A 13397-nucleotide genomic window follows, 5' to 3' on the forward strand; every position below is an offset into this window, starting at 1 on the left:
GTAACAACACCGTCGCTCAAGCGACCAGGAGCAGCAACGTGGCGAAGCAAAGTTCTCAGAAATTCATCGCGCGCAACCGCGCGCCTCGAGTGCAGATCGAGTACGACGTCGAGCTCTACGGCGCCGAGAAAAAGGTCCAGCTGCCCTTCGTGATGGGTGTGATGGCCGACCTCGCCGGCAAACCCGCCGAGCCCCTCGCGCCCGTGGCCGACCGCAAGTTCCTTGAAGTGGACGTCGACAACTTCGACTCGCGCCTCAAGGCCATGCAACCGCGCGTAGCGTTCCACGTACCCAACGAGCTGACCGGCGAAGGCAACCTGAGCCTGGACATCACTTTCGAAAGCATGGACGACTTCAGCCCGGCCGCCGTGGCCCGCAAGGTCGATGCGCTGAACAAGCTGCTCGAAGCCCGTACCCAGTTGGCCAACCTGCTGACCTACATGGACGGCAAGACCGGCGCTGAAGAAATCATCATGAAAGCGATCAAGGACCCGGCATTGCTGCAGGCCCTTGCGAGCGCGCCGAAGCCGGCAGGGGAGCAGTAATCATGACCGAGAATACCGTGCGCGAAAGCGCTCAGAACCTGGGCGCCACCGAAGAAACCAGCGAGTTCGCCTCGCTGTTGCTGCAAGAGTTCAAACCGAAGACCGAGCGTGCCCGCGAAGCCGTGGAAACCGCCGTGCGGACACTCGCCGAGCAGGCGCTGGCACAGACTGACCTGGTGTCCAACGACGCGATCAAGTCGATCGAATCGATCATCGCCGCCATCGACGCCAAGCTCACCGCCCAGGTCAACCAGGTCATCCACCACCCGGATTTCCAGCAGCTGGAAAGCGCCTGGCGTGGCCTGCACTACCTGGTCAACAACACCGAGAGCGATGAGCAACTGAAGATCCGCGTGCTCAACATCTCCAAGCCGGACCTGCACAAGACCCTGAAGAAATTCAAGGGCACCGCCTGGGACCAGAGCCCGATCTTCAAGAAGATGTACGAAGAAGAATACGGCCAGTTCGGCGGCGAACCTTACGGATGCCTGGTCGGCGACTACTACTTCGACCAGTCGCCACCGGATGTCGAGCTGTTGGGCGAATTGTCCAAAGTCTGCGCCGCCATGCACGCCCCGTTCATCGCGGCCGCTTCGCCGACCGTGATGGGCATGGGTTCGTGGCAGGAACTGTCGAACCCGCGCGACCTGACCAAGATCTTCACCACCCCGGAATACGCCGGCTGGCGCTCGCTGCGTGAATCGGAAGACTCGCGCTACATCGGCCTGACCATGCCGCGCTTCCTCGCACGCCTGCCGTATGGCGCCAAGACCGACCCGGTGGAAGCCTTCGCCTTCGAAGAAAACACCGACGGCGCCGACAGCTCCAAGTACACCTGGGCCAACGCCGCTTACGCGATGGCGGTGAACATCAACCGTTCGTTCAAACACTACGGCTGGTGCTCGCGCATCCGTGGCGTGGAGTCCGGCGGTGAAGTGGAAAACCTGCCGGCCCACACGTTCCCTACCGATGACGGTGGCGTGGACATGAAGTGCCCGACCGAAATCGCCATCAGCGACCGTCGTGAAGCGGAGCTGGCGAAGAACGGTTTCATGCCGCTGCTGCACAAGAAGAACACCGACTTCGCCGCGTTCATCGGCGCGCAGTCGCTGCAGAAGCCGGCCGAGTACGACGATCCGGACGCCACCGCCAACGCCAACCTGGCCGCACGCCTGCCGTACCTGTTCGCCACCTGCCGTTTCGCGCACTACTTGAAGTGCATCGTGCGCGACAAGATCGGTTCCTTCAAAGAGAAGGACGAAATGCAGCGCTGGTTGCAGGACTGGATCCTCAACTACGTCGACGGCGACCCGGCGCACTCCACCGAAACCACCAAGGCCCAGCACCCACTGGCGGCAGCCGAAGTGATCGTGGAAGACGTCGAGGGCAACCCGGGTTACTACAACTCCAAGTTCTACCTGCGCCCGCACTACCAGCTCGAAGGGATGACCGTGTCGCTGCGCCTGGTATCGAAACTGCCTTCGGCGAAAAGCGCATAAAAAATCGGGACTGGCTCGCTCCCTGTAGGAGCGAGCTTGCTCGCGAAAAACTTGAAGGCGCTGCGTTCATCCAGGATGCCCGCGTCACCGTTGACGACCTTCGCGAGCAAGCTCGCTCCTACAGGGGTCGGCGGCGTTAACAAATACAGTGGCTGAGTCCACACAGGGAGAAAACATGGCTGTTGATATTTTCATCAAGATCGGCGACATCAAGGGCGAGTCCATGGACAAAGCCCACAAGGACGAAATCGACGTGCTGAACTGGAGCTGGGGCATGTCCCAGTCCGGCAACATGCACGTAGGCGGTGGCGGCGGCGCGGGCAAGGTGAACATCCAGGACCTGTCGCTGACCAAGTACGTCGACAAGGCCTCGCCGAACCTGATGATGCACTGCGCCAGCGGCAAGCACATCGACAAGGTCAAGCTGACCGTGCGCAAGGCCGGTGGTGAAAGCCAGGTCGAATACATGGTGATCAACCTGGAAGAAGTGCTGGTCACGTCCCTGAGCACCGGCGGTTCGGGCTCCGATGATCGCCTGACCGAAAACGTCACCCTGAACTTCGCCCAGGTGATGGTCGACTACCAACCGCAGAAAGCCGACGGCACCAAAGACGGCGGCGCGATCAAGTTTGGCTGGAACATCCGTTCCAACACCAAGCGCTGATAGCCCTGGCGGCCGTGGACCAGCGCCACGGCCCCAGGCACTTTGTCCCTCTCGCAACCCGTCCGTGGAGCTGCTTTGGTGGTAACTGAAATCGCTTCCCGCGACCGTCTGCAACCGTCCCTGTTGGACCGGTTGACCGACGACGACCCAACCAACCCGAAGGAAAGCGCCGACAAGCGCGTGCTGTCCCTTACCCAATTGAAGGCCTCGGTGCTGCGTGACCTGGCGTGGCTGCTCAACACCACGTCGTTGCTCGACGCCGATGCCACCCTGCACACCCCGGCCGGCACCTCGGTGGTCAATTACGGCCTGCCGGCGCTGGCGGGCAACAGTGTTTCCAGCGTCGACATCAAGGCCCTGGAAGCCCTGATCTACCAGGCGATCGCCACCTTTGAGCCACGTATTCTGCGCCACACCCTGCGCGTCAAAGCCCGTGTCGGCCATGGCGAGATGAACCACAACGCCCTGAGCTTCGAGATCGAAGGCGACCTGTGGGCGCAGCCGGTGCCGTTGCGCCTGCTGCTGCAAACCGACTTGGACCTGGAGTCGGGCCATGTACGCGTGGTCAACGCCGACCAGCGGAGACGCCCATGAACCCGCGCCTGCTGGAGCTGTACAACCAGGAACTGCACCACGTGCGCGAAAGCGCCGCCGAGTTCGCCAAGGAATACCCGAAGATCGCCAGTCGGCTGAGTCTGTCCGGCATGGACTGCGCCGACCCCTACGTCGAACGTCTGCTCGAAGGCTTTGCCTACCTCACGGCCCGCGTGCAGCTCAAGCTCGACGCCGAGTACCCGACCTTCACCCACAACCTGCTGGAAATCGCCTACCCGCACTACCTGGCGCCGACCCCGTCGATGACCGTGGTGCAACTGCAGACCGACCCGGATGAAGGCTCCCTGGCCAGCGGTTTCCCGTTGCCGCGCGACAGCGTATTGCGCGCCGCGTTGGGCCGCGAAACCCAGACCTGCTGCGAGTACCGCACCGCTCACCCGGTGACGCTGTGGCCGTTGCAGGTCAGCCACGCCGAGTACTTCGGCAACCCCGCCGCCGTGCTCGGGCGCCTGGCGGCCAGCGAACCGAAAGCCAAGGCCGGTTTGCGCCTGACCCTGCGCACCGGCGCCGAGTTGCCGTTCAACAGCCTCGCGCTGGACAACCTGCCGCTGTACCTCAGCGGTGCCGATGAGCAACCGTTCCGCCTCTACGAACAATTGCTGGGCAATGCCTGCGCGGTGTTTGCGCGCAAGCCGGGGGGCGATTGGGTCGAGCGCCTGCCACCAGACGCGCTGCGCTCGCGCGGTTTCGACGACGCCGACGCGGCCATGCCCGTGGTGGCGCGGGCGTTCCAGGGCTATCGGTTGCTGCAGGAATACTTCGCCCTGCCCCACCGCTTCCTGTTCGTCGAGTTCGCCGAACTGGGCCGTGCGGTCAAGCGTTGCGACGGCCAGGAACTGGAACTGATCGTGCTGTTCGACCGCCACGAACCGAGCCTGGAAGGCAGCGTCGGTGCCGCGCAGTTCCTGCCGTTCTGCACCCCGGCGATCAACCTGTTCCCGAAACGCGTGGACCGTATCCACTTGTCCGACCGGGTCAACGAACACCATGTGATCGCCGACCGCACGCGGCCGATGGATTTCGAGATTCACTCCCTCGACGGCATCACCGGCCACGGCACCGGGCCGGAGCAGCCGTTCCTGCCGTTCTATGCGGTGCGCGACCCCTCGCGTTATGGTCGCGACCAGGCGTACTACACCGTGCGCCGTGAGCCGCGGGTGCTGTCCAGCGACCAGCGGCGCAACGGCCCGCGCTCCACCTACGTGGGCAGCGAAACCTTCGTCAGCCTGGTGGACAGCCAGCAAGCGCCCTATCGCCACGACCTGCGCCAACTCGGCGTAAGCGCGCTGTGTACCAACCGCGATTTGCCGCTGTTCATGAGCGTGGGCAATGGCAAGACCGACTTCACCCTCGCCGACAGCGCCCCGGTGCTGGCCGTGCGCTGCGTCGCCGGGCCCAGCCGCCCGCGTGCCAGCCACGCCCATGACGCCAAGGCCTGGCGCCTGATCAGCCAGCTGTCGCTCAATTACTTGTCCCTGAGCGAACAGGGCCAGGGCGCGGGCGCCTTGCGCGAACTGCTGCGCCTGTATGGCGACAGCAACGACGCCGCCCTGCAATTGCAGATCGAAGGCCTGCGCGAAGTCAGCAGCAAAGCGGTGACCCGGCGCCTGCCGATGCCCGGCCCGATCGTGTTTGGACGCGGCCTGGAAATCACCTTGGAATTCGATGAAAACGCGTTTCGCGGCACCGGCGTGTTCCTGCTCGGTGCGGTACTGGAACGTTTCCTGGCACGCTACGTGTCGATCAACAGTTTTACCGAGACGGTGATCCGTACCACCGAACGCGGCGAGATCATGCGATGGAAAGCCAAGCCCGGACGTCGTCCGACCCTGTGAGTACCCTGGATGCGATGCACCAGGAGCCCTGGGAATACGATTTCTTCCAGGCGCTGCGGCGTATCGAGTGCGAATCGCCGGACCTGCCGCGCCTGGGCCAGTCCCTGCGCCTGGCGGACGACCCGCTGCGCCTCGGGCAACAGGCCGACTGCACCTTCGCCCCGGCCACCCTGGCCTCGGTCGACCCCGCTGGCGACGGCAAGCCAGCGCGGCTGCAGCAGTACTTTTTCGGCCTCGGCGGACCCAACGGCCCGCTGCCGCTGCACATCACCGAGTACGTGCGCGAACGCCAGCGCAACAATGCCGACAGCACCAGCAAACAGTTCCTGGATATCTTCCACCATCGCCTGTTGAGCCTGTTCTACCGGGCCTGGGCCGAGGCGCGGCCGACCGTCAGCCACGACCGCCCGGACGATGATTACTGGTCGGCGCGCCTCGCCGCCTTGAGCGGTCGGGGCATGCCGAGCCTGCTCAACCAGGGGCTGATCCCCGACACGGCAAAGCTGCATTACAGCGGCCACCTGTCGGCGCAGACCCGCTACCCGGATGGCTTGAAGGCGATCCTTGGCGAGTACTTCGGCTTGCCGGTAGAGATCGAAGAATACATCGGCCAATGGCTCGAATTGCCCGAGCGCAGTCGCGTCGGGGTCAGCGCCAACCGGCTCGGCGTGGACTTCTGCCTGGGCAGCCATGTGTGGGACCGCCAGCACAAATTCCGCATCCGCCTGGGCCCGCTCGCGCTGGACGACTACATGGGCATGCTGCCCGGCAGCCAGCCGTTCAACGAGCTGGTGGCCTGGGTGGCCGAGTACCTGGGCCATGAATTGGACTGGGACTTGAACCTGGTTCTGCAACAACCCGAAGTCCCGGCGCTGCAACTCAACGGCCGGTTCCGCCTGGGCTTCAACACCTGGCTCGGCCGCCCTGCGGTTGATGCCAACGACCTAATCCTGGCCCGGCATTACGCCGATCACGCCACCACCTCAAGGAATCCAGAGCATGGGTGAAATCAGTCGCGCCGCACTGTTCGGCAAACTCAACAGCGTGGCCTACAAAGCCATCGAAGCCGCCACGGTGTTCTGCAAGCTGCGGGGCAATCCGTATGTGGAACTGGCCCACTGGTTTCACCAGTTGCTGCAACTGCAGGACTCGGACCTGCACCGCATCATCCGTCAGTTCAACGTGGAACCGGCGCGCCTGGCCCGCGACCTGACCGAAGCCCTCGACCGCCTGCCGCGGGGCTCGACTTCGATCACCGACCTGTCCTCCCATGTGGAAGAAGCCGTAGAGCGCGGCTGGGTCTACGGCAGCCTGATGTTCGGCGAAAGCCAGGTGCGTACCGGTTATCTGCTGCTGGGCATTCTGAAGACGCCGAGCCTGCGCCATGCGCTGTTGGGTTTGTCGGCGGAGTTCGACAAGATCAAGGCCGAAGCCCTGAGCGAACGCTTTGACGAGTACGTCGGCGACTCGCCGGAGAATGCGTTGACGGCCAGCGACGGTTTCAACGCCGGCGCCGTTCCGGGCGAAGCCAGCGGTGCGATGGCGCCGAGTGCGATGGGCAAGCAGGAAGCGCTCAAGCGTTTCACGGTCGACCTGACCGAACAGGCACGCAGCGGCAAGCTCGACCCGATCGTCGGCCGCGACGAAGAGATCCGCCAGTTGGTGGATATCCTCATGCGTCGACGCCAGAACAACCCGATCCTCACCGGTGAAGCCGGCGTGGGCAAGACGGCCGTGGTCGAAGGCTTCGCCCTGCGCATCGTCGCCGGCGACGTGCCGCCCGCGCTGAAAGACGTGGAACTGCGCAGCCTCGACGTCGGCCTGCTGCAAGCCGGCGCCAGCATGAAAGGCGAGTTCGAACAGCGCCTGCGCCAGGTCATCGAAGACGTCCAGGCCTCGCCGAAGCCGATCATCCTGTTCATCGACGAAGCCCACACCCTGGTGGGTGCCGGTGGTGCCGCCGGCACCGGTGACGCAGCCAACCTGCTCAAACCGGCCCTGGCCCGCGGCACCTTGCGTACCGTGGCCGCGACCACCTGGGCCGAGTACAAGAAACACATCGAAAAAGACCCGGCCCTGACCCGCCGTTTCCAGGTAGTGCAGGTGGCCGAACCGTCGGAAGACAAGGCGCTGCTGATGATGCGCGGCATGGCCTCGACCATGGAGAAACACCATCAGGTGCAGATCCTCGACGAAGCACTGGAAGCCTCGGTGAAGCTGTCCCACCGCTACATCCCGGCGCGCCAGTTGCCGGATAAATCCGTCAGCCTGCTGGACACCGCCTGCGCCCGCGTCGCCATCAGCCTGCACGCGGTGCCGGCCGAAGTCGACGACAGCCGTCGCCGCATCGAAGCCCTGGAAACCGAGCTGCAGATCATCGCCCGCGAGCATGCGATCGGCATCGCCATCGGGGCGCGCCAGAGCAACAGCGAAGCCCTGCTGAGTGCCGAGCGCGAGCGCCTGGCCAGCCTGGAAAGCCGCTGGGCCGAAGAGAAAACCCTGGTCGATGAGTTGCTCGCCACCCGCGCGACGTTGCGTGAAAAAGTCGGCGTGGTCGACAGCGGCAACGATGAGTTGCGTGCGCAATTGGTCGACCTGCAGCAGCGCCTCACCGCGCTGCAAGGCGAAACCCCGCTGATCCTGCCGACCGTGGATTACCAGGCCGTGGCCTCGGTGGTCGCCGACTGGACCGGCATCCCGGTCGGCCGCATGGCGCGCAACGAACTGGAAACCGTGCTCAACCTCGACCAGCACCTGAAGAAACGCATCATCGGCCAGGACCACGCCTTGCAGATGATCGCCAAGCGCATCCAGACCTCCCGCGCCGGCCTCGACAACCCGAGCAAGCCGATCGGCGTGTTCATGCTGGCCGGCACCTCCGGCGTGGGCAAGACCGAAACCGCCCTGGCCCTGGCCGAAGCCATGTACGGCGGCGAGCAGAACGTCATCACCATCAACATGAGCGAGTTCCAGGAAGCCCACACCGTGTCGACCCTCAAGGGCGCGCCACCGGGCTACATCGGCTACGGCGAAGGCGGCGTGCTGACCGAAGCGGTACGGCGCAAACCCTACAGCGTGGTGCTGCTGGACGAGGTGGAAAAAGCCCACCCGGACGTACACGAGATCTTCTTCCAGGTGTTCGACAAGGGCGTGATGGAAGACGGCGAAGGCCGGGTCATCGACTTCAAGAACACGCTGATCCTGCTGACCACCAACGCCGGTACCGAGTTGATTTCCCAGGTCTGCAAAGACCCGGCGAACATCCCCGCGCCGGAAGACATTGCCAAAGCCCTGCGCCAGCCGCTGCTGGAAATTTTCCCGCCCGCACTGCTCGGCCGACTGGTGACCATCCCGTATTACCCGCTGAGCGACGAGATGCTCAAGGCGATCACCCGCCTGCAACTCGAGCGCATCAAGAAGCGTGTGCGGAACACCCACAAAGTCGCCTTCGATTACGACGACGCGGTGGTCGATTTGATCGTCTCGCGCTGCACCGAGACCGAAAGCGGCGGGCGCATGATCGACACGATCCTCACCAACAGCCTGCTGCCGGACATGAGCCGTGAATTTCTCACGCGCATGCTCGAAGGCAAGGCGCTGGCGGGTGTGCGGATTAGTAGCCGGGATAACGAATTGCACTACGACTTCAGCGACGCCGAATAACGACTGTTGGAATGCGGTTTAAATGTGGGAGGGGGCTTGCCCCCGATGGCGGTGAATCAGTCACCTGATACATCAACTGACACACTGCTATCGGGGGCAAGCCCCCTCCCACATTTGCAGCCGGTTTCTTCAGCTATTACGCAATTTACGGGTTAACCGATGCTATTCAACCAAACCTCACGCCTGGCCAAAATCACCAGCCCCCTCGGGCCGGACGTGCTGTTGCTCAATCAAATGGGTGGCGGCGAAGAGTTGGGCCGGCTGTTCGCCTATGAGCTGCAACTGACCTCCCTGGACGCCAACATCGACCTCAACCAGTTGCTGGGCAAGCCGATGAGCGTCGGCGTGCAATTGGCGGACGGCGGCGAGCGGCACTTTCACGGCATCGTCGCGCAGTGCAGCCAGAACATCGACCAGGGCCAGTTCGCCAGCTACCAGGTGACGCTGCGCCCGTGGCTGTGGCTGCTGAGCCGCACGTCGGACTGCCGGATTTTCCAGAACCTGAGCATCCCGCAGATCATCAAGCAGGTGTTCCGCGACCTCGGCTTTTCCGACTTCGAAGACGCCCTGAGCCGGCCGTACCGCGAGTGGGAATACTGCGTGCAGTACCGCGAGACCAGCTTCGATTTCGTCAGCCGCTTGATGGAACAGGAAGGCATCTACTACTTCTTCCGCCATGAACAGGACCGCCACGTGCTGGTGCTGGCCGATGCCTACGGCGCCCACGCCACGGTGCCGGGCTACGCGTCGATTCCGTACTACCCCAAGGACGAGCAGCAACGCGAACGCGACCACCTGTACAACTGGCACCTGGCCCAGCAAGTGCAGCCGGGCTCGCTGGAGCTCAACGACTACGACTTCCAGCGCCCCAGCGCGAGCATCGACGTGCGCTCGGCGATGCCGCGCCCGCACGCCGCCGGCGACTACCCGCTGTACGACTACCCCGGCACCTACGTGCAAAGCGCGGACGGCGAACACTACGCGCGCACCCGCATCGAAGCCCTGCAAACCCTGCATGAGCAAATCGAATTCAACGGCAACGCCCGCGGCCTCGGTTCCGGGCACCTGTTCAGCCTCACCGGCTTCAGTCGCCAGGACCAGAACCGCGAATACCTGATCGTCGGCTGCCGCTATTACATCGTTCAGGAAAGCCTGGAAAGCGGCGGCGGCTCCAGCTCGGCGCAGTTCGACAGCAGCCTGACCTGCATCGACGCCCAACAAAGCTTCCGCCCGCTGGCCAACACTTATCGCCCCATCGTCAAAGGCCCGCAGACCGCGCTGGTGGTCGGCCCCAAAGGCGAGGAAATCTGGACCGACCAGTACGGCCGCGTGAAGGTGCATTTCTACTGGGACCGCCACGACCAGTCCAACGAAAACAGCTCGTGCTGGATACGCGTATCGCAATCCTGGGCCGGCAAGAACTGGGGCTCGATGCAGATCCCACGAATCGGCCAGGAGGTGATTGTGAGCTTTCTGGAAGGCGACCCGGACCGGCCGATTATTACTGGGCGGGTGTACAACGCGGAGCAGACGGTGCCGTACAAACTGCCCGAGAATGCCACACAAAGTGGTATGAAAAGCCGCTCCAGCAAGGGTGGCTCACCCGCCAATTTCAACGAAATCCGCATGGAGGACAAAAAAGGCGCCGAGCAACTCTATATCCACGCGGAGCGTAATCAGGATATTGCCGTAGAAAATGACGAAGGCCATTGGGTGGGGCATGACCGCCACAGCACTGTGGATCACAACGAGACGGTCAGAATCGGTAATGACCGCCTGCGCGCGGTGTTGGCTAACGATGCTTTGCATGTCGGCGGGGCCAAGAGCGACAGTATCAACACCCAATACCTGATCGAGGCAGGATCGCAAATTCGACTGGTCTGTGGAAAGAGCGTGCTGGAGTTCAATGCCAATGGCGAGATCAACATCTCGGGTACCGCGTTCAATATTTACGCCAGTGGTAACGGCAATATCGATACAGGCGGCCGGCTGGACCTCAATGCGGGCAATGCTTGTGCCGTGGATAACAAGGGTAAAGGCATCAAAAGCGTTATTGATGCAGCGGTGAAAGCCTTCTTTCCCAAGCGCTGACAAGGCAGACAGAGCGCCTGCCGAGTCGATCAGGTCGACAGCAAAAGATAGCGCAGCGCTTTGTGATATTTGGCGATCCGTTCCAGGTCCTTGGCCTCTAGGGTGGGCAATCGCGTGAGGTTGAGGTTGTCCCGGATATCTTCGATTTTCACCTTGCGCGCCAACTCGTCAGGCCGAATCCGCGCGATAAAGTCTTCGTAGACTTCGCCAGGACGCTTTGAGAGACAGTCGATGGCACGTATCACGTGCTCGCTGAGGCCTAATTGTCTTAATTCATCCAGGGTGACATCACTGTCTTCGACAACATCGTGCAGAACGCTGACAACCTGCTCATCCAATGTCTCGAATTTCAACATCAAGCGCAGCGGATGCAGAATGTAAGGCTTGCCAGACTTATCCAGCTGCCCAGCATGAACACGACAGGCCAGCGCAATGACGGTGTCGAGAATACTCATTGACGTGTAAATCCTTTTTCATATTGCTCACGAGTGATTTCCCGGCCCGAGCACAACGCTTCCCGATACAGACGATGGTCAGGAGCAACCGGCTCAGTACGCTCTTGTGCGCCATAGAACTTGACGTATATTTTTTTCTCTCGATGATCCCAGCGATACATGACTTCTTCGAAGTTGTAGTCGATGAACACATCCCGGGGCAAAAGCGCTTCAAAATCAATTGCCACTGCTCCCCCTTATCGCGTCGTAATAGGCTTTGCTCTTATTGGCAATGGCTTTTGCTTCGGCACTGTTCGGGTCCAGCACTCGCCACGCCTCATAGTACTTGTGGCCCAGCCCATCTTCGACGTTGGCTTTCGCCGCTACCGCATTGTAGGTGCCATCACCCAACAACCTACCGAGCGCGTCAGCACTCCTTTCCATAGATCCTTTCAGAAGTGTGGGTAGACGATGTTGAAACGTCAGATCGCCGTGCCTCGGTTCGTTCCCGGCTGAATCAGCAACAGCTCGTCCAACTCGCGCTTGCGACAACGCATGACGAACGGTAGAGCAGCGTTCGGGTCACGCTTGAACAGTTCAAAAGTTGCCCGATCAATTTCATAATATTCCTCGTAATCGACCATACCGTTGCTGACCGGTATGGATACGTAAAAACGACCCGACTCCTTTTCGATGCCAACGGAAAACATGTGCTCCCGACTTACAAAAACATCCTGAAATTTCATGATCACCTCTAAAATCCTAATGGCGTCCAACTGAAGTCAGTGGGCGCAATACTGCCTGCGTCAATGACTGCCTCACTGCTGCCCGTAGGCAGTTTACCGCCAGGAATCCATAACTCATTCGCCCCGGCCTCATTCCCGGAGGGAATCCGTAGATTCAAGTCTTTCGGGGCGGGGATATCGATGCGAACCAGAGTGCTGTTATCCAGCGTGTTTTTCGGTAATCCAAGCGCCTGCTCCAACGCTCTCGGGTCACCCTTGGCGTTGGCCAGCAATTGATCCGCCTCGTGCTTGGGCATAATGAAGGAGGTGCCATCACGCTGAGCAATTCCGTACTTGTCGAGGTTGGACTTTGTCATGAAGCGCGAGGCGCCTTTATCGAACTGGGCTAGATGTTCGCTTACGTACTTAGGTGAGAGGTAGGTATCGGCATTGGGTCGGCTTCCCTTCGGCATTGCCAGGATATCAGCCTCAGTCACGCCAAGTTTGTACTTAGGCGTCGCCAACCTTGCCATCTTCGGACTCAGCCCTAGCATCGCCATACCTGCCACGCCTTGGAGCAGATCTCGATAGCCCGGCCCAAGCCGGTCACCCAATTCACCCAGTAGGGTCATGCCGCCTAAAACCAGGCCGCCGATCACGACAAACTCGACAAGTACCGCAAGACCCACCATGGCGGCCATTACCAGTGCAGCGCCGGCTGCCAGCAGCCCCATAAGCTCCAGCCCGGAATGCATCCAACCTTCGATATCAAGAACAAACGCAACCGAAACTGTCGGCCCACCGATAAACGTATTGGGGCTGCCACTCTTGATATGTGCACCGCAGACCATTTTGCTATGCAAGCGGGCCGCCGGCTTGCCGTTGATAAAGACCGTGGCACTGCCTTCGGCGATCAATACCGGAAACGGCCACATTGGGTGACTCATCGGAAAACCGGTACAGGACGAGGCGATGTCCTCTCCCGCTCGCATCGCATTGAGGCCATTGATATAGACATTGAAACTGCCCTTCAACAACTTCCCCGTGGTAGGTTCGGGTAGGTTGAAAAGCGTATTTAGACCTTTGACGATTTGGAACATCGACAAACCGCCCGCAGCGACCGAGCCTGCCATGATCGCCACCGCCACTCCACCTGTGGCAACGGTGGCAGCGATGACTGCAGCTCCAATCAATGCGCCCGCCACAGCGCCGGCGATCATCGACATGACCCCAAAACCGTGGGCTATTTCATCACCCAAGCGTGCTGCTGCTTGCGCATCCATTGCGTCTATCTGCCGTATTGGTTAAACCGCTGCCGTGTATGAA

At 61.6% G+C, this 13397-nt stretch carries 13 protein-coding genes; 8 read left to right on the forward strand and 5 right to left on the reverse strand.

All coding sequences use genetic code 11. The features are described from left to right. The first annotated feature begins 38 nt into the window (after positions 1 to 38). The 8 genes from tssB to INT12_RS06150 all read left to right on the forward strand — a co-directional run bounded on the left by tssB (position 39) and on the right by INT12_RS06150 (position 10912). The gene (tssB, locus tag INT12_RS06115) at positions 39 to 545 is read left to right on the forward strand and encodes a type VI secretion system contractile sheath small subunit (RefSeq protein ID WP_017849978.1); all 507 of its coding nucleotides are present in this window, start codon (positions 39 to 41) and stop codon (positions 543 to 545) included. A gap of 2 nt (positions 546 to 547) precedes the next feature. Further along, the gene (gene tssC, locus INT12_RS06120; protein WP_193058789.1) at positions 548 to 2044 is read left to right on the forward strand and encodes a type VI secretion system contractile sheath large subunit; all 1497 of its coding nucleotides are present in this window, start codon (positions 548 to 550) and stop codon (positions 2042 to 2044) included. 175 nt (positions 2045 to 2219) lie between these two features. After that, complete coding sequence (locus INT12_RS06125; RefSeq protein ID WP_003195562.1) at positions 2220 to 2708, forward strand: Hcp family type VI secretion system effector; 489 nt, start codon at positions 2220 to 2222, stop codon at positions 2706 to 2708. Positions 2709 to 2786: 78 nt separating this feature from the next. Next, the gene (gene tssE, locus INT12_RS06130) at positions 2787 to 3302 is read left to right on the forward strand and encodes a type VI secretion system baseplate subunit TssE (RefSeq protein ID WP_005792513.1); all 516 of its coding nucleotides are present in this window, start codon (positions 2787 to 2789) and stop codon (positions 3300 to 3302) included. Next, complete coding sequence (gene tssF, locus INT12_RS06135; protein ID WP_046381630.1) at positions 3299 to 5158, forward strand: type VI secretion system baseplate subunit TssF; 1860 nt, start codon at positions 3299 to 3301, stop codon at positions 5156 to 5158. Before tssE ends, tssF begins: the two co-directional genes overlap by 4 nt. Continuing rightward, positions 5122 to 6165 carry a type VI secretion system baseplate subunit TssG gene (tssG, locus tag INT12_RS06140; RefSeq protein ID WP_046381629.1) on the forward strand — a complete coding sequence of 348 codons (1044 nt, stop codon included), beginning with the start codon at positions 5122 to 5124 and terminating at the stop codon, positions 6163 to 6165. The genes tssF and tssG overlap by 37 nt, the downstream gene beginning before the upstream one ends. Beyond that, positions 6158 to 8821 carry a type VI secretion system ATPase TssH gene (gene tssH, locus INT12_RS06145; protein ID WP_193040520.1) on the forward strand — a complete coding sequence of 888 codons (2664 nt, stop codon included), beginning with the start codon at positions 6158 to 6160 and terminating at the stop codon, positions 8819 to 8821. Before tssG ends, tssH begins: the two co-directional genes overlap by 8 nt. Positions 8822 to 8980: 159 nt before the next feature. Continuing rightward, positions 8981 to 10912: a type VI secretion system Vgr family protein gene (locus INT12_RS06150; RefSeq protein WP_193058790.1), complete on the forward strand. Its 1932-nt coding sequence runs from the start codon at positions 8981 to 8983 to the stop codon at positions 10910 to 10912. A 29-nt stretch (positions 10913 to 10941) separates the two neighbouring features. Here INT12_RS06150 and INT12_RS06155 read toward each other — a convergent pair whose 3' ends face one another. From INT12_RS06155 to INT12_RS06175, 5 genes are read right to left on the reverse strand one after another with little or no spacing between them, the layout of a single operon-like run. Then, the gene (locus INT12_RS06155; RefSeq protein WP_017849984.1) at positions 10942 to 11367 is read right to left on the reverse strand and encodes a guanosine-3',5'-bis(diphosphate) 3'-pyrophosphohydrolase; all 426 of its coding nucleotides are present in this window, start codon (positions 11365 to 11367) and stop codon (positions 10942 to 10944) included. Then, complete coding sequence (locus INT12_RS06160; protein WP_193041135.1) at positions 11364 to 11594, reverse strand: hypothetical protein; 231 nt, start codon at positions 11592 to 11594, stop codon at positions 11364 to 11366. The genes INT12_RS06155 and INT12_RS06160 overlap by 4 nt, the downstream gene beginning before the upstream one ends. Then, positions 11584 to 11790 carry a hypothetical protein gene (locus tag INT12_RS06165; protein ID WP_017849985.1) on the reverse strand — a complete coding sequence of 69 codons (207 nt, stop codon included), beginning with the start codon at positions 11788 to 11790 and terminating at the stop codon, positions 11584 to 11586. Before INT12_RS06165 ends, INT12_RS06160 begins: the two co-directional genes overlap by 11 nt. A 38-nt stretch (positions 11791 to 11828) precedes the next feature. Beyond that, the gene (locus tag INT12_RS06170; RefSeq protein WP_046385147.1) at positions 11829 to 12092 is read right to left on the reverse strand and encodes a hypothetical protein; all 264 of its coding nucleotides are present in this window, start codon (positions 12090 to 12092) and stop codon (positions 11829 to 11831) included. A gap of 8 nt (positions 12093 to 12100) precedes the next feature. After that, positions 12101 to 13354: a PAAR domain-containing protein gene (locus tag INT12_RS06175; RefSeq protein WP_017849987.1), complete on the reverse strand. Its 1254-nt coding sequence runs from the start codon at positions 13352 to 13354 to the stop codon at positions 12101 to 12103. Positions 13355 to 13397 lie beyond the last annotated feature (43 nt).

Origin of the sequence: Pseudomonas sp. K8, from assembly GCF_014889455.1 — a bacterium.
Classification (GTDB): domain Bacteria; phylum Pseudomonadota; class Gammaproteobacteria; order Pseudomonadales; family Pseudomonadaceae; genus Aquipseudomonas; species Aquipseudomonas veronii.